This window comes from Brevibacillus ruminantium, assembly GCF_023746555.1.
GTDB lineage: Bacteria > Bacillota > Bacilli > Brevibacillales > Brevibacillaceae > Brevibacillus > Brevibacillus ruminantium.
Window position 1 is genome coordinate 4,490,659 of sequence record NZ_CP098755.1, and the last position, 20,671, is coordinate 4,511,329.

A 20,671-nucleotide genomic window follows, 5' to 3' on the forward strand; every position below is an offset into this window, starting at 1 on the left:
AAGCGAACACTACCACCAACTTGATAACTGTTTTGTTTGTTTTTACTATCTACTCTTCGCATGTGGAGGCAGTTGTGAGACTTGACCTAATTTGAGAGTCTGAATAAAGAGGAAAGCACGCTAGGCGTGTATGCTTTCGTGCTTTCCTATCAGACTCAAATGTTAGGAGGGAAAGTAGCCCTTTTTAAATATTTCGTACCATTCATTCAATTCATCACCTTCTAATACACCCAATCTCTCCAAGATATGTCTTGAAAACTCCAATGCACCGCTTCCATTCGCAGTGATGAGATTCACGTCACGAACAGACTGAGCATCTACATAATGTTGATCTCCTCTGTAATTCGGAGCTCCTTGCTTCAAATAAGGGAGCGTATTGCCTGTATGTCTATGATTATCCAAATATCCGTGGTTTCCCAAAAAAGTGGTAGCATCGCAGATGGCTGCGACAGGAATCTCTTTGCTCACACAATAATCAACGATTACTTTTGCTTGCTGATTCTTTGCTTCTCTCCATTGCGTTCCGCCAGGTATGACTAACATTGCGATATCGACATTCGGATTAAATTCTTTTACGCTATAATCTGGAAGAACCGTTAACCCCCCCATCGAAACCTTAGGCTCCCGATCAATCGCGATTGTCTTTACCCGATATCCTGTTTCTGGCTTGTTCAGCTCTGTACTGACGTAACTTGCCTCCCAATCAGCAAAACCATCCGTTATAAAAATGAACACTTCCTTCAAAGTGATTCCCTCCTTGTAAAATTTTGAACAAATTAATAGTAAACCAACTACACTGACAATTACGGTCAGGAAAGATTTATTGAAAGGATTACTTTCAAAGTTATGTTGCTTGGATCGTTACTGCCAACCATTATTTGAAATAGACAGGAGGTTAATATGACCATCGGAGGGTACGGAAGTGACAGAGAACGTTTTCTAAAAGATTTAATGAATTTGATGGTACCAATAGAAGGTGGGACTGTTGAATTACGGGATTATATTAATCTGAATAAATGGCTTAGTACAGATTATTCTTTATCAGACCCTGGAAGAGGAAATGATAAAAAGGTTATTACATGGACTGAAACGATCGAACCTTTCTATGTAATGAAGTATCCGGTAACACAGAATTTGTATCATTTAGTCATGCATGGAGAAGAAGTAGAACCGAATGTGGATAACCTGCCAATTACGGAAGTTTCGTGGTTGGATTCGCTTGTCTTTTGTAACGCATTGTCCAGAATACTTGGCAGGACTGAATGCTACACAATCACAAATGAAAGTGAGAACACTATCTATAATAATAAAGCGAATGGCTTTCGATTACTATCAGACGCTGAATGGCAGTATGCGTGCAAAGCGGGAACCAAGGGATATCGGTACGAAAGAATTGATAAGATTGCATGGTATAAAGAAAACTCCAATGGATCAGCTCAACAAGTCGGAAAACTGCTTCCTAATCCGTGGGGGGTTTACGATATGATCGGTAATGTTTGGGAATGGTGCTGGGATCTGTATGATACTGAACGATATGGGAACTATAGAGTCTTCCGGGGAGGCAGTTGGGCTGAAGTGGAAAACAATTGTGGTTCTACAATTAGAAGGAAAAGCATGCCTGATTTCAAGATAGATGACCTTGGCTTTAGAATAGCACTTACAAAACCATGAGAATACGACATCGAGCAAGCGGTTAGTTGAAATGGTGTATTTAAACATTATGCGACCGAGGAATCAGTGGCATCATTCGACATCGTTATTGTATGCTCGAGTCATGTGGAAAGTGTGTCGTTGTTGGTCAGAAAAGACTAGAGGTTGAGATGTTTTGGCGATTTTCCAAAGAGGGGTTCCCCCTCTTTTAATTGTTTATATACTTTCACCCCTGATTTAACAACGCTTTATGGAAAATTTAAGATAGCAACATTGAAAGGTAGATAATCAAGAGCTTGTTAACACTCTAACGATTAACAACCAATTTTTGTCTATCATATTTTCCGAGAAAGTAAATAGTCAATATCCATATTATGTGTATTTTTCATTAAATTTACAAATGTAGTTTACTTCCATTTTTTCCTATGGTAAAAATTGTATAAACTGAATATTAGGAGGTAATGGATGTGAAATTGTTTTCCAGGTTCGCTACAGTTGCTGTGTTGTCCGCGTCATTATTAATCCCGGCCAATGCACTTGCAGCCAACGATCAATCCACCTCAGCCACCGCCGCTCCAGCCGCTACTACAGTCAAAATTTTAGAGCTTTTTTCACTCGCTAAAGACAAATCCGAAGAATCCGTTAATTTCTACGTTTCTACACCTGGGACGGTAGTTTTTAACACAACTCAAGATAATCCTAGATATGACTCAAGTGTTACTTATTTAATCGTGAGAAATGATACTGGTGGAGGAACTGTTACGTGGGGAGGAGCTCGTTTCGAAGGAAATGGTTCTTTCCAATTCACGAGCAGAGAACCTCTCCCTGCCGGGTCCTATCATGTGAAAGTATCAAGTAGACAATATGGCAAAACAGCGATCACATTGACTGCTACCATCCCATAAGATCTTTTTACGTAAGAGGCTGTCTGCGGACGGCCTCTTATTTTTTCTTTTGGTAAGCAGCCGGCAGCAGCTTTGGGTATACCTTTGTATTTATAGAGCTCTTCTTTGGTATAATTCCCTTTATACATCCCCCCTATAAAATTAGTAAAGGTGAACAAAAGATGCTCTCATTTTCTCGATTGATAAAGTGCAAACCCCCTATTCCGTAATTTCTTACGAAGCTGATTGAGATTTTCATCAGGTGAAATAGGGGGGCATTACTTTGGAAAGAAAAATCTCAACACCATCTTTGTTTCTGTTGATTATCCTTGTTGGTTTCCCGCAAATTAGTGAAACGATCTATACACCTTCCTTACCAGACATTGCCAATAGTCTCCATACAAGCAGCAGCACGATTCAATTGACACTCAGCATATACTTCCTCGGATTCGCCTTTGGCGTTTTTTGCTGGGGAAGGCTATCTGATTCCATAGGACGGCGTCCTGCCATGCTTTGGGGAATATTCGTTTACGGTTTCGGAAGCCTTGGTTGCTACCTGTCTGATTCGGCTGCGTTGTTATTATTGTGCCGATTCATTCAGGCGTTCGGCGCCAGTACCGGTTCTGTGGTTACGCAAACCATTTTACGGGAGAGCGTTGAAGTCACGAAGCGTCACGCCGTGTTTGCCCAAATATCTGCCGCACTAGCCTTTACTCCGGCCATAGGACCCTTGATTGGAGGTTGGGTAGACCAATTCCTTGGATTTCGGGCTGTTTTCTTCACTCTTGTCGTAATGAGTGTGGCCATTTTTATTTACACCTTTGCTTCTCTGCCTGAAACAAGAGCGTCTGGAGTCTCAAACGTTCAGACACTCCCAGTACTAAAACGCCTCGTTGCTGACCGCAGAATCTGGGCTTTTGCTTTCATGATTGGAGCAACAAATGGCATATTGTTCAGTTACTATGCCGAGGCTCCATTTATATTCATGGAATATTTCCACATGACACCGGGTTCGTTTGGTTTTTTCGGTATTTTCGTAGCATTGTCTTCGGTATTTGGCGCAATGCTTTCGAAAAAACTTTTAAACAAGTTTCCTGCAGAGAAAATCATCCTGATAGGCTCTCTCGTATCGACGTTTGGAGCGGTGTGTCTGACTGGCTTTACGCTGTATGGAGTGAATCCGTCCCTGCTCTCCTTGGCTTTCATGGTTGCGTCGATCTTTACACTACTGTTGGGGATTGGCATGTCCATTCCAAACTGCCTAAGTCTGGCGCTCGTTAACTACAGTGATGTGCTCGGTACTGCCGGAGCTATTTTTGGCTTGGGGTACTACGTTGTGGTCAGCCTTATCACCAGTGGCATGAGCTACCTTCACAATGGTTCCTTAGTGACGATGCCAATCTATTTTTTGGTCTTGGCGATACTCATGTCACTCGTTAGCAACAAGATGATTGTTCGCCATAACACAAACAGAGCGATTCGTGATTCACGATAATTGATCGAGCTGCTCTCTTCGTACATAGTGCGGGAGCGCCGGTTGATTGCAAAAGCATCGGTTTGCCGATTTTCTGTTAAAAGAAAATCGGCTTTTTTCATTCTTGTAATTACCTCCCCCCTTCGCAAATTCTCTTTCTGAACGAAGCAAACACCTCTTGATGGATAACCTCTTCAATCAATTAAATCAGTTTGGAATCTCCGCTCACGTCTTTTCCTCCTAGATGGAATGGGACAAACAAAACAAATCATCACATGAAAATTACGGATGATCTGGTAGAGGTTGTTCTACAATTTATTGAGCAAATCCAGCCAACATGTTATGCCCCGCCAGTAATGGAGGGGTTATTATTTTGGAAGCAAACAAAAAACATATCTAAAGTACTAATACTTATTTCACAGTTACACTTTTATGTTAATATCTAACTATATATCCGAATCCATCCTTTCGGGAAACGTCTTTAGAATCACATAAAGATCTGTCTGATTACATGAAAATCGAACATTCGAATTTGGAGGAATTGGATTTTGATTCCCATTTTTGGGGGATTCCCATCCTGATTGCTATTGTTTTGATGCACCCTACTTTTATTGATTTCATGTACACTGAAAGGTATGTTGGTAATATGTCAAAATGGTCAAAAAAAGAAATAACAAACTTCGTAAATGTCATCCATGTCATTTTTATCATTAGTTCAGTAAGCGTTTGCTTCTATTTTAATCTAGGTATCTACTATTTTTTTGGTTCCTTGTTTGGGAGTCTTATTTTATCTTCACTCATTGGAAATGTTCTACTAGGAAAATCGAAAAAAACACCTCCCAAGAAAATAAAAAATGACCGAAAAATCAATTCTGTGAATCGTCCCTTTTCGGATGAGGATCTCTTAACTGCCGATATAGATTCACTTTCGGGCACTGATTTTGAACGCTTAATGGAATGTTTCTATCGTGACAAAGGGTACAAGGTAGAACGGGTTGGAGGCTCGGGAGATAATGAAGTAGATTTAATACTTCAAGACAAGAAGGGCTACAAGATTGCTGTACAGTGCAAGCGTTGGAAAAAAAACGTAGGCAACGATGTTGTGCTTCGTTTAAAAGCGGGGAAACAGGTTTACGGATGTTATGATGCATGGATCGTAACTACTAGCCATTTTACGAAGACTGCTATAGAAATTGCTGAACCGCTTAATATCAAACTCATAAATGGTGTTCAAGTACATGATATGATTAGCCGTTGGCGCAAGGAACGATTGAAAAAGGCAAAATAGCAGTTGGTCAAATCCATAAATGAACAAAAAAGAGGAAAAGGCACCGGAAAACATCTGGTGTCTTCTTTTATCAAGAATAGTCTCGTGAGGTTACCTGCTAACCGATTAAAATCGAATCAATCGGATAGAAGCAACCTCATCACACTACCAATAAAAACTCCCCCTAAAAGTTTTCTACGAAAAAAGTGAAAGATCGTCAATCGCTTTTCCGTCTATACAGTGACAAGGAGGTGGAACGCAAATTGGATGACAATGCGTGCGCACGTATTGAGCAATGGTTTCTCGCTTACAATCATGATGTATATCGCTTCCTCGTCTATTATACGGGACGCAAAGACATAGACGATCTTGTACAAGAGACCTTTATTCGTGCCCTCAAGGCTGTTTCACAGACAGAAGTAGCAAATCCAAAAACATGGCTGTTTGCCATTGCCAGAAATGTAGCCATCGATGAAAAACGGAGGGCAAAACTGATAAACTGGTTGCCCGATATCTTTTTGCGGCATCTCGTTTCCCATGACAAAACACCCGAAGAGTCTTTGGAATTAAACGAGGACATCCGCTTGCTTTACAGCATCATTAATCAGTTGAAACGGCCCTATCGAGACGTGTTGATCTTGCGTGGAATCAAGGGATTATCAAGCAAGGAGTCGGCTGAGGTATTGGGCTGGAGCGAAACCAAAGTAAATCTTACTTTGCACAGGGCGATGAAAGCAGTTCAAAGCAAAAAGAATACGACTGTAGCTGAGGTGATGAACAATGCCATCACAAGATGAACAGACCCTCTTGGAAGAGTTGCGTCGTTTTCCTGATCAATCTCTTCCTTGGGAGCGAAGCCGTGTGATTTTAGAGAACATACGAGAAGAGCACAGGCGAACCCAGCATGGAAAAAGGCGGAAGAAATTCGCAGGAATACTGGCAAGCGGAATCGTAACATGCGCCGTGTTATTTGCGATTCTCACGTTGAAGCCTTCCTCTTTACCGGTCGAAACGTCAGAAAGCCATGCGGGAGTGGGAGTTGACCAACAGTACTTGACAGCAGCACAAAAGGAAATAAAAGCGATCGGCATAAACAAGGAGTTTCCTTTTGAAGAGATTGAGCATACCGATGAGTACGTAATTGTGCGGGCAAAGGATCGAGAGGCCATCGTGACCTTTAAACCGAATACAACAGAGGTTCGCAGTGTCTCAGCGCATTATTCGATCAATGAGTTGACGAATCTGTATCAAAAATATGTAGAGACGGCACGAGATGCATTTCTGGCAGCGAATCAACAGGTTACGTTGCAAACCGCCCATTTCTTTAAAGACGATAAAGGTACATCCTTATCTTTTGGCATTGATGATGATAAACAGTATGTTCGTGTCGATCTGAAAACAAATACTGTGTCGGATTTCTCGTTACATTACAAGCTAAATGATGTGGACAAAAAATATGTGGACATAGCGGAAAGAGCGTTGATGCTTCTGTCAAATCAAGATCGTTTTTCATTTACGCAAGCAAATAAATCAACGCAAAAGAATGAAGAGTTCTGGACGTTCACCAATGAGAAAGAGAAATATTCTGTTCGCATCGGAGCAAAAACAGGTCAAGTATACAGTGTAAAATACGTAACGGACCGTTATAAAATAACTTCCTTAGAAGAAGCGATTTCCGTGCCAAAACCGCTGATCCAAGACCTATTTGGAATCGATCTTACCGGGTATCAAGCTTACGGCGGCCGGAACTGGGGGGGTTATGTATTGAAATGCCAGGGAAAACCGAATATCGTCATCAATATAAACAATCTGGATCGTGGTGATATCGCTACAATTCGTGTTGAATGGGAGAAATGAACCAAAGCTGCTGACAGGAATCGACTGTCGGCAGTTTTTTTTGCCGGCACGAGCGATTAGATGTATTTGTACCTATATGTTATCTTCCTGTATAATTTTCATAACTTGGAGATTCATAGAAATTGCATGTTCTCCCCTTTCAGAAAGATCTGGGCCGGGCTAAGGAGTCGGGGACTTTGCTTAATAAAAATAAAACAAAAAATGGGAAATTTATCACGATTATCGTTCTTTTTTTAGTGCTCCTTACCAGTTCACGTCTACTCTGGATCAAGGCCTTTCAAAGTACAGATCAACCGTATGCGGTAAAAGGGCAATTGGATTTGCGGGAGTGGGATGCTGCGCAAGGAACCATTACACTTGATGGCGAGTGGGAGTTTTACCCTCATGTATGGCTGATGCGCAATGATCATCGTGAGAATCCCGGCGGAGCTCCCCCCTATTTCATTCAGGTCCCGAGAGATTGGAATGAGGAGATGCATCCGGGAGACGGCACACCATACGGCTTTGGTTCGTATCGGTTGCAAATTCTCGTCAATCCGGATCACGATTTGACCTACAGTATTCGCATTCCAAGCGTTCGCAGTTCGTCGGCGCTGTATGTGAATGGTCGGTTGCTGGCCCAATCCGGTCAGCCAGGGGAAAGCGAAAACGACTATGTGGCCGGGAATGTCCCGTATTCCGCTTCTTTCACATCGAACGGCAGCCAGATCATCGAAGTCGTTGTCCAGGCGGCCAATTACAGAGACCCCCGTCCTAGCGGCATCATTCGGTCGATGAAGTTTGGGACAGAAGATGCGATTACCCGGGAAACACAGCTATCCATGACGATGCAGCAGATAGTTGCCGCTGCTTTTTTGATGCATGCCATCTACGCGTTGATTCTGTTCCAGGTGGGAACCCGGGACAGGAGGCTGCTTTACTTTTCCCTGCTGACTGCCAGTGCGATGTTTATGTATCTGTTGGGAAGCGACGAAAAATTACTGTCATACTGGCTCCCGCTTGATTATGAATGGGGCTTTAAGCTGGTCCACTTGTCCATGGTCTCTATTGGTTACTCGCTGCTCCAATGCGTGGTGCATCGGTTAACGGGAGTTTGGCGGAAACTGGTGCCGGGTTTCTTTGTCTTTTGCGGGGTCATTGCTGTGCTGGCGTTGCTCCTCCCGGCCCGCTACATCGTAATTCTGCAGCCATTGTACGGCATCAGCATCGGGACCTCTATCCTGTTTACGGTCATGACGATGTTCCGGACGTCGATGAAAGAGATCCAGGATAACCTTTTATTAGCTCTCTCTCTGGTAGCCTTCACAAGCAATTTGCTATGGTGGAGCATCACTCTGGTAACCGGAATCAAAGTCTTGTACTACCCGTTTGACCTGATTGCATCGATGGCCTGTTTTTCGTCCGTCTGGTTCCGACACTATTTCCAGCTTCATCGGGAAGCCAGGCAGCTCGCCGAGAAGCTTCAGCAAGCAGACAAGCAAAAGGATGAATTTCTCGCCAATACGTCTCATGAATTGCGAAATCCGCTGCACAGCATCCTCAATATTTCACAAGCTGTTCTGGAACGGGAGCAACAGTCGCTCCATGAAAAAAGCGTCAGGGATTTGGAAACCGCCTTGTCTGTGGGTCGCTGTATGTCATTGATGTTAAATGATCTGCTTGAAGTGATGAGTTTGAAAGAAAACGCCCTGCGGTTGAAGCAGCAAAGCTTCTCCATTCAGACGATTGCTACCGGCGTTTTGGATATGCTTCGGCTGATGACAAAAGGAAAGCCCGTACGGCTCATCAACCAGATTCCCGAAAATTTCCCGCCCGTTTTTGCCGATGAAAATCGGGTGATCCAGGTCGTATTCAATCTGCTTCATAATGCGCTCAAATACACAGACGAAGGTGAAGTTTCGATTCGGGGTTATGTAAAGGACGGGAGGGCACAGATTGTAATCGCGGATACGGGCATTGGCATGGACGAGGAAACCATGCGTCGTGTGTTTGCGCCTTACGAACAAGCGGACCCTGGCAAGAGGATGAGCGAGGGAGGCTTTGGACTGGGTCTGAGTATCAGCAAACAGCTGGTGGAGCTGCATGGCGGGACGTTGGAGGTTCATTCTGTTCCCGGTCAGGGCTCGGCATTCACCTTTACCCTCCAGCTGGCCGACCAGACCAACGTACAGGAAGAAACCAAGACCAGTGTGCTCGCATCAATCGCTTATGCGGGATCTGCACTGGCCGCTTCTTCCGATCCCATCGATTCGACCTTCGGGCAGCAATCGCAGAACGCTTCAGATCGCCCTCGTGTGCTAATCGTCGACGATGATCCCGTCAACCTGAATGTGCTCGAAACGGTACTTTCCGGGGAACGCTATGACATCATGACCGTCACGAGCGGGAAAGAAGCGCTGGCACTCCTGGATACGCGGGAATGGGATTTGGTCATTTCAGACGTCATGATGCCGCAAATGTCCGGGTATGAGCTGACACGCACGATTCGGAAGCGTTTCTCGATGACGGAGCTTCCCGTTCTGCTCTTGACGGCAAGGACCCAGCCGGAGGATATCGAGAATGGTTTTTTATCCGGTGCCAATGATTACGTGACAAAGCCGGTGGAGGCTTTGGAAGTAAGGTCACGGGTACAGGCGTTAACCGAAGTGAAACAATCGATGCGCGAGAGGTTGCACATGGAGGCTGCTTGGCTGCAAGCGCAAATACAGCCCCATTTCTTGTTCAATACATTGAATGCGATCGCAGCTTTGAGTGAAATCGACACACAGCGAATGGGCAACCTGATCGATGTATTCAGCAGCTTCCTGCGGGATAAATTCAAATTTCGAAACATGGAAGAGCTGGCCTCGATTGAAGAAGAACTCAGTATCGTCCGTTCTTATCTATTCATCGAAAAGGAACGATTTGACGACAGGCTGCACGTTACTTGGGAGCTGGACGATTGCAAGGAATTGAAGATCCCGTCGCTGACTATCCAGCCCTTGGTTGAAAATGCGGTCATCCATGGCATTATGAAGCGGACCGAAGGCGGACACATCCATATTCGGCTGTCAGACTACGGCAACTACGCTGAGATTTCGGTTATAGATGACGGCGTCGGGATGGATGAAGAGTGGTTGCAACGAATGCGAGAGAGAAAACCGGATGCTTCATCGGGCATTGGTCTGATCAATACAGATCTTCGATTAAGACGGCATTATGGCAAGGGACTTCAAATCAAAAGCAAACCAGGTGACGGAACAACGGTTTCGTTTATCGTCTACAAAAATCATCAGCGCTGAGTTTTGTTTCTTTTGACTTTTTCTCAGAAGGGAGTGCTTTTTCTGTGTTTATCCGCAAAGCACGTATTGATGAGGCCCGTTTTTTAAGTGATCTTTCCTTTCGTTCCAAAGCCTATTGGGGGTATAGTGACGACTTTATGGAGGCCTGTCGCAACGATCTAACCCTGACGCCTGAATATATCGCTTCTTCGCTGGTATTCGTTCTAGAGGACGGTGGCGCGATCCGAGGCTTTATGGGTTTGGAACGAGAACCGGATGGCGGCTGCTTGCTCAAAGATTTGTTTATTGAGCCGGACGTGATTGGGAAGGGCTATGGCAGGGCGCTGTGGAATCACATGCTAAAGGTCGCGCAAGATTTACAGGTTCGCAATGTCACCCTCCATAGTGAGCCCTATGCTGAAAATTTTTACCTGCTGATGGGAGCCAAACGGATCGGGGAAATTGAGTCGACTGTGTTCCCGGGAAGAAAATTGCCCTTGCTGGAGGTTGAAATTAGTCATCAATCGTAGCGAACAGGCAGACTTGCCGACTCGTCCGATAGGGAACCTCTATTGTGGAAGAAACGCGACGAAATCTTTTCCTTGGGGAATGCTGCTGCCTGCTCGCTTTATCGACGGATCGGGTTTATCGAAACCGGAGAGATCTGGGGTGATGAACAGGTTCTTAGGCTTCCCTCTGCTGCTGTGATCATATCATAGAGATTTGTCCCTCTTATCCATGCGACTGGGTCTGTTCGACCAGTCTTTTTTTTGCATAACCTTTACTTGATTTGACGTACCATTGACTCTGATTTATGATAAAAAATGTAAAGAGTTTTTTACACACTCGATGAGGTGATTTCTCTTTGAAAAATAACATCAGGGAGATCAGAAAACGCATGAAGATGTCCCAAGAAGACCTGGCAAACAAATGTGGAGTCACGCGACAAACGATCAATGCCATTGAAAATGATAAATACGACCCGACCTTGTCTTTGGCCTTTCGGTTATCGATTCATCTGGAAACGACCGTTGATCGGTTATTTATTTTTGAAGAGGATGTAGATTGAATTATTGCAGTAACTCAACACCGTATAAGGGGGACGGAACCATGGAACGGTGACCTTCTCTGATCATGATGTGTGAGTTTCGCGCAATTCGGTATCATTCCGAAGTACTACTTTCGCTGCAAATGCCATCATGAATGTGACGACACTCACGAGCAGAATCGGAACATACACGCTGATGTGAAAAGCGTGGAACAATGCGCCATACAGGATCTGTCCAACGGGGGCCGCGCATTGCGCTGTCGCAAAAATAATCGACATAACCTTTCCCAAAAGCTCATTTGGCGTTTCCTTTTGCACGATACTGATCACATAAATAGAAAGGATCGTCATCGCGATGGTGATCAAGCCGGCGCATAAAATAAAAAGGAGATACGATGGCCAATACCCTAGATTCAAAAGCAGAGGGTAAACAGATACGGCCATGGGGAGAATGAGCAAGCCTATCATAATCATCCACACATGCATCGTCCCTATCTTCAACCTCTTTGCAACCATTCCGACAGCCAATGCCCCCAAAATGGTGCTGAGTTCAAGGACACCTGTTGAAATTCCAAACATGGTATCGCTGCTAGACATGGTCACTTTCAAAATATATGGTACGCCCACAATAAAAAATGGCGTTAAAAACAAGTTTAGTCCTGCAGCAAGGATCATGATTTTGAAGATAAACGGATTTTGCTTGACGACATAGACCGTCCCCTTTTTCATATCTCCCACGATTGTAGATACGATATGTCCGCTTCGCTCTTGTCTCGTAAATGGGATATGAATGAACATTTCCATAACCGCCGAGCAGAAAAAGGCAATGCAGCTTACCTCTACCACCGTTTTCAAACCAAAGAAGCTATACAGTACCCCGCCTAATACAGGTGCCGCCAAACTGGAAAGCGAGCCTACCCCTGTCACAATGCCATTTGCTTTCACCAGGCTCTCTTCCCTGACCAGCAGAGGAATACTGGCCTGCACCGCAGGCTGATACATCGTGCTGATGACCGAAAGCAGTGTCATGACTACACCAATGAAAACAATGGAAACATCACCGAGCCATAATTGGAGGGCAAAAAGAATCAGGATAACGCTGCTGGCAAAGTCGAAAATGACCATCAGATTTCGGCGGTTCCATCGGTCGGCAATCGCCCCGCCGATGGGTGAAAGGACAATCACCGGCAGCGTGGATACCGCTAGTAAAACCGCGAAGATATCTGCTCGGCCTGTCGTATCCAGAACATACAGCGATAAGGCAAATCGCAAGACAGACGAACCGAAAATCGAGATGATTTGCCCAATCACCATCAGAATAAAATTCTTGTTGAAACGTTCCATCTATGCTCCCTCCTGTCTGGGTGCGATTCTAAGCTTCTCTCTCCTTCCCCTATTCACCCCTGAGCATTAGCTTTTGTTCTTCTGGAAAAAGTGCAAGAGACTGTATACCTTGTCAAAAACGCTTCTTACATCTTGGGAATTCGATAATTCATCGCTCAGCACTTCTTCCAGTGCATCCAAAACCTTTCGGCAATCCTCTTCATTTACACCAGATCGTTCGGAAACTTTGAAAACCACTTCTGTTTTATTCATTGCGATTCCCCTCCTTCTTTTGTTGCAGACTTTCCACTTTGGCTAATCGTGCCAAGCAGGTAACGAAAGCTGTCCGGTTCCGCTCCCAGCGTCTTTTCTACGATGTGGGCAAAGGCGGTTGCTTTTTGGATCAGTTCATCGGGCTGCCATTGGAATATTCCTTCATCAAACAAAAATTGCGAGGATACCAGCAAAAACTCCACGGTCTCTTTGGGATACGGAGTATTGAATGCGCCTTCCTCTATCCCCTGCTGAATCACCTCCGTCAATACAGGGGTCAGTTGGAGGACGGCTGCGACCAAGCTTTTTTGGTGCATTTCTGCATTGTTTACCTGATGGAATTGCTCAATCATTTGTTCCTTCCGTTCAGAGTTGGGCTGTTGGGCCAGGATGATGTGAAACAGTTTCTCCGAGGCATTGAGTTCGGGATCGGAGACAATCGCCTTAGCTGCTTCTACACCCATGCTGACATAGCGCATCGCGATAGCATCCATGACTTCTTCCTTGGATTGAAAATAGTAATAGAACGTACCCTTGGCGATGCCAACCACTTGCAAAATGTCATTTACCGTTGTGCTTGAGTAGCCTTTTGTCGTGAAAAGAAGCTCTGCAGCGTCCAAAATTTCGTTTCTTCGTTCTTCTGGTTTTTTGGTGATCCGCAATTTTCATACCTCCATTATCATCGACCGACCGTCGGTCAAATGGAGTGTAACATTCTTCCAGATGAAACGTCAAGGGTGGTTATGTTATTTGAGCTTTTCCCCCAGAAAAACAAATTGAATGGTTATCATTCTATCTGGAAAAAGAGGGGCTTTTTTGTCATTTTTTGAAGGTGTTACTCTTATTTTATCGAAGATGGTAATTAGAACTAGGTCATCTGTACTAGAAAGGCTCATTTCTAAGTTTAGGTGATTCAATTTTTGTTTAGGGGGATAAGGATGGGGAATCAACAAAAGTATCTTTCTACAACTTCACTTTCAAAGTTAATAAACGTGCCCACCAGTGAATTATTTTCAGACCTCACCAATTTAGGTTGGATTGAAAGAAAAAATGATACTTGGGCTTTAACCCAAATAGGAATTGAAAAAGGTGGACAACTGAGATCTGATTCGTTGCGCGGAACGTGGATCGCATGGCCGGAATCTTTGCGTGAAGAAATCGAGAATATGAAAACTTCGGAAAAAAAGCAAACAACGTATATTAATGCAACATCACTGAGTCAAATCTTTAATGTCTCTAAACTGCGTATCAATCCAATATTGTCGGAATTAGGGTGGGTGGAGAAAGATCGTAAAGGATGGATCTTAACGAAGCTAGGAAAAAGTATTGGTGGAAAGCAATTAGAGTATGACAAAACAGGAATACCTTATGTTACATGGCCGGAAAGTATAGTAAATAATAAACGCTTAGTTGAGACTATTAGACAGGTACAAGGTGAAGGAACAGATGAAAAAGTCAGTGGAACCGAATTTAGTTTTCGAGAAAAATTTGAGGCAAAACATCGATCGGCGGATGGGCATTTTGTTAGATCGAAGGCTGAAATGCTGATTGATAATTGGCTGTATATGTCTGAAATTGTTCATGCATATGAACGCAAACTCCCTATAGAGGAAGACGTATACTGTGATTTTTACCTCCCTGTAGGAAAAGTTTATATAGAATACTGGGGAATTGAAAATGATCCAAAATATCTTGAGCGGAAGAAATCAAAGTTGGAAATTTACAGGAAATATAGTTTTAATCTTATCGAATTAACAGAATCGGACATTCAAAACCTGGATGATATTTTTCCTAAGAAGCTATTGAAATTTGGAATTCAGGCATTCTAGCTACATAATTATTTTGGAGGAACTTTATGTTATATCTTGTTTTGATACTTGTACTAGCATCCGTCGTAGTAATCACTATTTTATTAAGACAGAGAACGAATAAAGCTGTTATACCTTCCAAACAAGAGTTTGATTTTAATCCGTTACATATTACTATTGAAGATATTGATTTAATGGAAGACGGATCAGATTTTGAAATGTATTTGTATCGACTATTCCTTGCATTGGGCTATAAAGGAGTATATAAAACCGTTGGCAGCAGGGATTTCGGTGCTGATCTAGTTTTTATTGATCGCTACGGAACTCGAAATGTTATTCAGGCTAAACGATATGGAATTAATAATCCGGTCGGTATTGGGGCTGTACAAGAAATCTATTCCTCAATGAGATTTTATAAAGCTAAAAAATCAATTGTTATTGCATCTACAAGTTTCACAGGATCATGTGAAACTCTCGCCGGCATAAATCATGTAAAATTACTTGATCGAAATGATCTAATCCACATCATTACACTCTTTAAACAAGGTGAGGTTGAGAAAGTAAAAGATATTATTGAGACAGAACCAAGAATGATTTTAGAATCGTGGTCTGAATACACCGATCATCATCGTGAGATCAAGAAAGATAGAAAGGCGGAGAAGTTAGTACAAAATACTTGAGAAGGCGAATTGCCAAATGCCATTGTTTGAATCGTTTTCAGACACTTTAAACCCTAGAGCTAATCATTCATATTCAACAATAGAAAAGGGGATACGCGTCCCCTTTTCTTCCTGTCTTCATAAACGAGACATTTAAAAAACTATAATCCATTACCTCACCTTGTCTACTATAGACGTTTTCATAACGTGAAAATGTCTAATCTTCCTTAGACAAACTCAACCCCACGAACCTTCGAAAATACCATGGTATCCCGCAGCGAACCGTCCCGATCACATTTTTCCTGACGAAGAATCCCTTCCAATGTGAAGCCCAGTCGCTCAGCCACCCGCGCACTTTGCGTATTCCGAGCATCACAGCGAATCTCGATACGATTCGCTTGCAGCTCTTGTATGGCAAAATTCGTAATGGCATCCACGGCCTCGGTAATATATCCTTGTTTGCCAAACGAGGAACGCACCCAATAGCCAATTTCAAATTTTCGCGCTTGCCAATCGATCCGGTGAAGTCCGCTGTTGCCAACGAGCTGACCGGTTTCTTTTTGGATGAGAATCAGCCGAAAATCTTTTCGCTCCAAAAATTCCAGTCGAGAATGGCGTATTTGTGCTTCTGATTCTTGAACGGTAGGGATTTGCTCAGCCCAAGGCATCCACGGACGTAATTCTTCCACGCTTTCTCTCACAGCCTCGTTTACTGCCGCTCCGTCTCCCCATAATGGCGCACGGATCAGCAAGCGTTCACTTTCAAAGCTCTCCGGTATCGATAACAATATCGGGTCAGTATGATTGGTTTTCACGGGTCCCACTCCCCTAAAATATTTCCACTAAACTTAACATATCGCCGATTCTCTTTACAAGCGAAAAGGGAGCAGTTATCACGCCCAGAAGCTTTAATTTTTGCATTCTTATTTACCCAAAAGAAAAAAGGGCCGCAACCGGCAAAGCCGAAATTGCAACCCTTCTTGATTTATACAGCCTTTTCAGCTAATGGGATACTCCATCCCTACACATTTGTCGTATGAGTGGCAATCGCGCCGATAATCTGCTCCCAGTCATCAGAATGAACTTCGTGCCCTGTTCCCTCCAGCAGCAATAGCGATGCATGCGGGATTTCCTCTGCCAGCGCTCTGCCATGCTCAACCGGGAGTATCGTGTCTTCTGTACCATGGATGACGAGAGCCGGCACCTGGATTTCTTTTAGCAATCCTTCGTAGGAATCGTCACCTTTTAGCAGCGCATGATTAAACATGCTCAGCAAATTGCGCGCCCGTTGTATTTCTTGTGTTACTTGGTTGTACGCTCTCTCTTCTTCAAATACATGCTTGGAACCACAAAGCAGAGCCGATCCGGATACCAGATAATCGGCTACCGCTTCTTTATCCGACCAATCCAGAGTGGCTCCTTTGGCATGGTAAGCAAGGATTCTCTCATCCATGGGGGGCAAATCCCGGTGGTTGTCATCTGATCCGTAGATGCTGGAGGCAATCAGGGTCAGCGTCAGAACGCGCTGCGGATGATTGCGTGCGATGACTTGCGCAATCATTCCGCCCAGAGACAACCCCACAAGATGCGCCCGGTCAATTCCGTATGCATCAAGGACCCCTACAGCATCCTCAGCCATGTCCGCCACGGTATAATGAGAGCTTCCCGGCTCGTAGACAGTGGAGCGCCCGACATCCCGGTTGTCATAGCGAATCACATATCGTCCTGTATCCGCCAGTCGTTGGCAGAACTCTTCATCCCAATACACCATGGAGCACATCGCACCCATAATCAGCAAGACTGCCGGATGCTCAGGATTTCCAAAGCTTTCTGTGCAGATTTCAATGTCATGAATGTTCACTATTTTTTCGTTCATGGTCCGTTCCTCTTTTCATTCGTTTTTTGTTCATGGAGACATGAGCGCAACGAAATAAACCCACCTGAAATCGCAAAAAATTGATGGGCTTTCGTGATTGGTCACCTACATTAACGTAAACGAATGAATTGAATAATCATCCCGGAACCTCCTCGAAACGTATGGGGCTTATTCGCCCTGCTTCCATGATAACGGACTTCGGCCCTTTCTATCCAGTCCCAAATGATTGACGCTGGGCCCAATTTCAAAAAAAACTGTTCCCGGTTGATGATTTTTCCCAGAAATGTACAGGAAAAGAAGAGATTTCTCTCAAATATATAGAAAGGAACATTTTAATCAAGGAGGACAATCATGACCCACTTTGTTTCCCATATCGCTACTGTAGAAATCCCGGTGTCACACGTACAAAAATCCGTAGAATGGTATACGGACATCTTTGGCTTGAATGTTCACTTTCAGGATCAAAACAGTGCGATGCTCACCTTTGGCGCCAAGGGAGTGCCTACGATTTATCTCGTCGAAACGAAAGAACAGCAAGGATTATCCTTTCGAAACACGAATAATGATGTCGTGCATAGTGTGATCGACTTCTATACACCTTCCCTCACAGACTTTTACCAATGGCTTCAGGAAAAGCACGTTGACGTAGGTCCATTGAATATCCATCCTGAGCATGGGTACGGCGGATTCGGTTTTAAAGACCCGGACGGAAATCTGCTTAGCGCCACCAATATTTTGCACCCCGGTCAATAACACGAGGAGCTGATCCTTTGGCCCGTCGCCCATCATGGTAAATATCATGGTAAACAACGCCGCCGTCCCCCGTCTTGTCCAACTACAAACATAACGGATGTGCCTACATGTTCTTGTCAGGATTCGGCATAGGAAAAGGATAGAGCCGTCAGAGCATCCTCTCTGAGACTCTATCCTTCTTTGTTTGATGGAGGGTGCTATCGTCCCTCCGGTTTTATCACTCACGGCTTCTTTTCTTCAAAAGCGAAGCAATCCCGAGCTGTTGAGTCCTGTCTTTACACCGTTCCCTCTACTTCCCGTGATTGAAAGAGAGCTTCTTGTATGTTCGACAGTAGGAGATGAATCAGAACAGCGAAACCCTGTCAAAATGCTCGACAGTTGGAAAGGGGTCGTAAAAATGGTGCAGTACTCTTTTCCACTCCTGGTATTCGGGGGATTGCCGAAAGCCAATCGTATGGTCCTCCAGACTCTCCCATTTCACCAGCAAAAGGTACTTTCCCTTTACCTCCATGCAGCGATGCAGTTCATGGCTGACATACCCCTTCATCGAAGAGATGATGCTCGACGCCTGACGAAACGCTTCTTCATACTCTTGTTCCATCCCATCTTTGACTTGCAGCATAACCGCTTCCAGAATCAATTGATCATCGCCTCTTTGTTCGCTATTCTTTTCACTTTCAGCCGTTCCAGGGTGATGTGCAAGAATCGACAGCTACCCTCTCTTCGTTCCCGCCAGGAACAAGAATAAGGGAATTCTCAATCTCCGCTCGTATGTCTCCTCATGAATGAAATGTTTGCGTACGGGCTTGGATTCTCTGAGCTGCCCAATCTCAAAGCCCGCCTTTTGCATGGCGGTAAAATAATCCTCGATGGTGCGATGATACTTCCGTACGTTGCCGCCCAGCCATGACTGCTCGCGATAACCCGCTTTAAAATAATTGTCTACCACCCAATCTGTTCGCAGGCCAGAAGGCTGCAGCGTTGAGGTGATGACCGGATGTTCGACAGAGAAGATGAACCTTCCGTTCGCTTTCAAGCTCTGGTGGACCTGGCGGAAGAGAGTGTCCACATCTTGTATGTAGTGAATCACCAGTCTGGAGACCACGAGATCAAACGTCTCCGCGGGATAATCCCAATCCTCGATCCGGGTCTGAACGACGGTCCCCTTATAGCCCTCCAGTACCTTCTTCGCTGCCTCCACCATATTCCGTGAGCCTTCGATGCCCGTATACGCGGCACACCCCTGATGGAAAAGCTCAGTCCCGAATCTGGCGTCTCCACATCCCATATCGAGGATGTTCATGCCAGCCACATCTCCGAGAAGCTCCCAGATAATCGGCTTTTCTAACGTATCGTTGGCGTTTTCCGGACGCTTGCGCCGCTCCATGTATTGCTCAAAGTTGTTGTCATCATCGTAAAATTCGGAACCGTTATAGCGCATTCCATGCCCCCCTGCCCAGTGATCCAGATATTAGATCGACACCTCGAATTCATCCACATAGACCGCCGTTCCCGTGATCTCGATCTCGTACTGGTCGCCACTTCTGCTTACATGTACCTGAACTCTACCATCCCTTCCGATCTCCAGTCCCTGCTCAACCACCAGACGCAGAGACGAATCCACTCCTCCTCTTACAAACTGTGCGTAATATGCCCCCATGACTCCGGATGCCGTTCCTGTAACCGGGTCTTCCACGGTGCCAGAGAAGGGGGAGGAAAAATGGCGAGCATGCATCTGCGCCTGCGGATCGTAGGTTTCCAGGCAGAACGGGTGAACGGACGCCCGCGGCATCTCCTTCAGGATCGACGGAAACCGCTCATTCTGAGGCTTCATCCTCTGGCAGGCATCCAGGCTTTTCACGGGAACCAACAAGGTCCAGATGCCCGTACTTCCGTACATGACAGGCAAATCTGTATCGATATCACTCTCTTCGATCCCGATGGACTGCGCCAGCTCCTGCAATGAGCCTTGAAACGGTTCAAACTGCGGAGTAGCCTGCCGCATGGTAGTCGAGAAGCTGCCGTCTGGATCAGAATGCAGGCGGATCGGCAATATCCCCGTTTTTGTCTCAATCGTCAACGCTGTTTTCTCTCTCAGCAAACCTCTGGCGCGCAAGGCATACAACGTCGCCATGGTACCATGACCGCAGAGATTCATCTCATGGCCGGGTGTAAAATAGCGGATGCGAAGATCAGCCTTGTCAGATGGCAAAAGAAAGGAGGTCTCGTTGAACCCTACTTTTTCGGCAATCTCCCTCATTTCCTCTTCGGAGAGATGTTCTCCATCCAAGACCACTCCCGCCGGGTTTCCCTTGTTGGGAATCGTGCTAAACGCGTCGTAATGATACACTTTTTTGGTTTTCATCAGGGCACCTCCCATTTACTTCCTTTCATCATAGCAGATTGCCCAGGATCATCGACTCTTTCTTTCACACACGTAGAAAATTCTTACGCTGAACCACAAAAAAGAGGAGTGATCACATCACTCCCCCAGAAATACACATGATTTTGCCTAAACACGATACGATACGGCACAGAC

The 20,671-nt window shown here is 44.8% G+C and carries 21 protein-coding genes; 12 read left to right on the forward strand and 9 right to left on the reverse strand.

Features of this window, described 5'->3' with window-relative positions:
• Positions 1–162: 162 nt before the first annotated feature.
• Positions 163–744, reverse strand: coding sequence for a type 1 glutamine amidotransferase family protein (locus NDK47_RS22105; protein WP_251871898.1), 582 nt, complete (start codon positions 742–744; stop codon positions 163–165).
• Positions 745–900: 156 nt separating this feature from the next.
• Here NDK47_RS22105 and NDK47_RS22110 point away from each other — a divergent pair, with 156 nt between their 5' ends.
• From NDK47_RS22110 to NDK47_RS22150, 9 genes are all read left to right on the forward strand, one after another.
• The gene (locus NDK47_RS22110; RefSeq protein WP_251871899.1) at positions 901–1,671 is read left to right on the forward strand and encodes a formylglycine-generating enzyme family protein; all 771 of its coding nucleotides are present in this window, start codon (positions 901–903) and stop codon (positions 1,669–1,671) included.
• A 446-nt stretch (positions 1,672–2,117) separates the two neighbouring features.
• The gene (locus tag NDK47_RS22115; RefSeq protein ID WP_251871900.1) at positions 2,118–2,555 is read left to right on the forward strand and encodes a hypothetical protein; all 438 of its coding nucleotides are present in this window, start codon (positions 2,118–2,120) and stop codon (positions 2,553–2,555) included.
• Positions 2,556–2,817: 262 nt separating this feature from the next.
• Complete coding sequence (locus NDK47_RS22120) at positions 2,818–4,029, forward strand: multidrug effflux MFS transporter (protein WP_251871901.1); 1,212 nt, start codon at positions 2,818–2,820, stop codon at positions 4,027–4,029.
• 490 nt (positions 4,030–4,519) lie between these two features.
• Positions 4,520–5,296 carry a restriction endonuclease gene (locus tag NDK47_RS22125; protein WP_251871902.1) on the forward strand — a complete coding sequence of 259 codons (777 nt, stop codon included), beginning with the start codon at positions 4,520–4,522 and terminating at the stop codon, positions 5,294–5,296.
• Between the two features lie 242 nt (positions 5,297–5,538).
• A complete protein-coding gene (locus tag NDK47_RS22130; RefSeq protein WP_251871903.1) occupies positions 5,539–6,072 on the forward strand; it encodes an RNA polymerase sigma factor in 534 nt (177 codons plus the stop codon).
• A 10-nt stretch (positions 6,073–6,082) separates the two neighbouring features.
• Positions 6,083–7,132 (forward strand): hypothetical protein, encoded by a 1,050-nt coding sequence (locus NDK47_RS22135; RefSeq protein WP_251871904.1) that lies wholly within the window; start codon positions 6,083–6,085, stop codon positions 7,130–7,132.
• Positions 7,133–7,308: 176 nt separating this feature from the next.
• Positions 7,309–10,413: an ATP-binding protein gene (locus NDK47_RS22140; protein ID WP_251871905.1), complete on the forward strand. Its 3,105-nt coding sequence runs from the start codon at positions 7,309–7,311 to the stop codon at positions 10,411–10,413.
• A 44-nt stretch (positions 10,414–10,457) separates the two neighbouring features.
• A complete protein-coding gene (locus NDK47_RS22145; RefSeq protein WP_251871906.1) occupies positions 10,458–10,922 on the forward strand; it encodes a GNAT family N-acetyltransferase in 465 nt (154 codons plus the stop codon).
• A gap of 368 nt (positions 10,923–11,290) precedes the next feature.
• Positions 11,291–11,461, forward strand: coding sequence for a helix-turn-helix transcriptional regulator (locus tag NDK47_RS22150; RefSeq protein WP_251871907.1), 171 nt, complete (start codon positions 11,291–11,293; stop codon positions 11,459–11,461).
• A 63-nt stretch (positions 11,462–11,524) separates the two neighbouring features.
• On the opposite strand, the gene NDK47_RS22155 is transcribed toward NDK47_RS22150, so the two are convergent.
• The 3 genes from NDK47_RS22155 to NDK47_RS22165 form a co-directional block, all read right to left on the reverse strand.
• Positions 11,525–12,784 carry an MFS transporter gene (locus NDK47_RS22155; protein ID WP_251871908.1) on the reverse strand — a complete coding sequence of 420 codons (1,260 nt, stop codon included), beginning with the start codon at positions 12,782–12,784 and terminating at the stop codon, positions 11,525–11,527.
• Positions 12,785–12,850: 66 nt separating this feature from the next.
• Positions 12,851–13,036: an HU family DNA-binding protein gene (locus tag NDK47_RS22160; RefSeq protein WP_251871909.1), complete on the reverse strand. Its 186-nt coding sequence runs from the start codon at positions 13,034–13,036 to the stop codon at positions 12,851–12,853.
• Positions 13,033–13,698, reverse strand: coding sequence for a TetR/AcrR family transcriptional regulator (locus NDK47_RS22165; RefSeq protein WP_251871910.1), 666 nt, complete (start codon positions 13,696–13,698; stop codon positions 13,033–13,035). The genes NDK47_RS22160 and NDK47_RS22165 overlap by 4 nt, the downstream gene beginning before the upstream one ends.
• A 276-nt stretch (positions 13,699–13,974) precedes the next feature.
• Here NDK47_RS22165 and NDK47_RS22170 point away from each other — a divergent pair, with 276 nt between their 5' ends.
• Together NDK47_RS22170 and NDK47_RS22175 are read left to right on the forward strand one after the other, a co-directional pair.
• Complete coding sequence (locus NDK47_RS22170) at positions 13,975–14,865, forward strand: glycerol kinase (protein WP_251871911.1); 891 nt, start codon at positions 13,975–13,977, stop codon at positions 14,863–14,865.
• A 26-nt stretch (positions 14,866–14,891) separates the two neighbouring features.
• Positions 14,892–15,524: a restriction endonuclease gene (locus tag NDK47_RS22175; RefSeq protein ID WP_251871912.1), complete on the forward strand. Its 633-nt coding sequence runs from the start codon at positions 14,892–14,894 to the stop codon at positions 15,522–15,524.
• A gap of 206 nt (positions 15,525–15,730) precedes the next feature.
• Here NDK47_RS22175 and NDK47_RS22180 read toward each other — a convergent pair whose 3' ends face one another.
• The gene (locus NDK47_RS22180; RefSeq protein ID WP_251871913.1) at positions 15,731–16,318 is read right to left on the reverse strand and encodes a GNAT family N-acetyltransferase; all 588 of its coding nucleotides are present in this window, start codon (positions 16,316–16,318) and stop codon (positions 15,731–15,733) included.
• Between the two features lie 206 nt (positions 16,319–16,524).
• Positions 16,525–17,379 (reverse strand): alpha/beta fold macrolide esterase, encoded by an 855-nt coding sequence (locus NDK47_RS22185; RefSeq protein WP_251871914.1) that lies wholly within the window; start codon positions 17,377–17,379, stop codon positions 16,525–16,527.
• 351 nt (positions 17,380–17,730) lie between these two features.
• On the opposite strand from NDK47_RS22185, the gene NDK47_RS22190 reads away from it, so the two are divergent.
• The gene (locus NDK47_RS22190) at positions 17,731–18,132 is read left to right on the forward strand and encodes a VOC family protein (RefSeq protein WP_251871915.1); all 402 of its coding nucleotides are present in this window, start codon (positions 17,731–17,733) and stop codon (positions 18,130–18,132) included.
• A 343-nt stretch (positions 18,133–18,475) separates the two neighbouring features.
• On the opposite strand, the gene NDK47_RS22195 is transcribed toward NDK47_RS22190, so the two are convergent.
• The 3 genes from NDK47_RS22195 to NDK47_RS22205 form a co-directional block, all read right to left on the reverse strand.
• Positions 18,476–18,772: an antibiotic biosynthesis monooxygenase family protein gene (locus NDK47_RS22195; RefSeq protein ID WP_251871916.1), complete on the reverse strand. Its 297-nt coding sequence runs from the start codon at positions 18,770–18,772 to the stop codon at positions 18,476–18,478.
• A 72-nt stretch (positions 18,773–18,844) separates the two neighbouring features.
• The gene (locus NDK47_RS22200) at positions 18,845–19,573 is read right to left on the reverse strand and encodes a class I SAM-dependent methyltransferase (protein ID WP_251871917.1); all 729 of its coding nucleotides are present in this window, start codon (positions 19,571–19,573) and stop codon (positions 18,845–18,847) included.
• Between the two features lie 30 nt (positions 19,574–19,603).
• Positions 19,604–20,497 carry a PhzF family phenazine biosynthesis protein gene (locus NDK47_RS22205; RefSeq protein ID WP_251871918.1) on the reverse strand — a complete coding sequence of 298 codons (894 nt, stop codon included), beginning with the start codon at positions 20,495–20,497 and terminating at the stop codon, positions 19,604–19,606.
• Positions 20,498–20,671 lie beyond the last annotated feature (174 nt).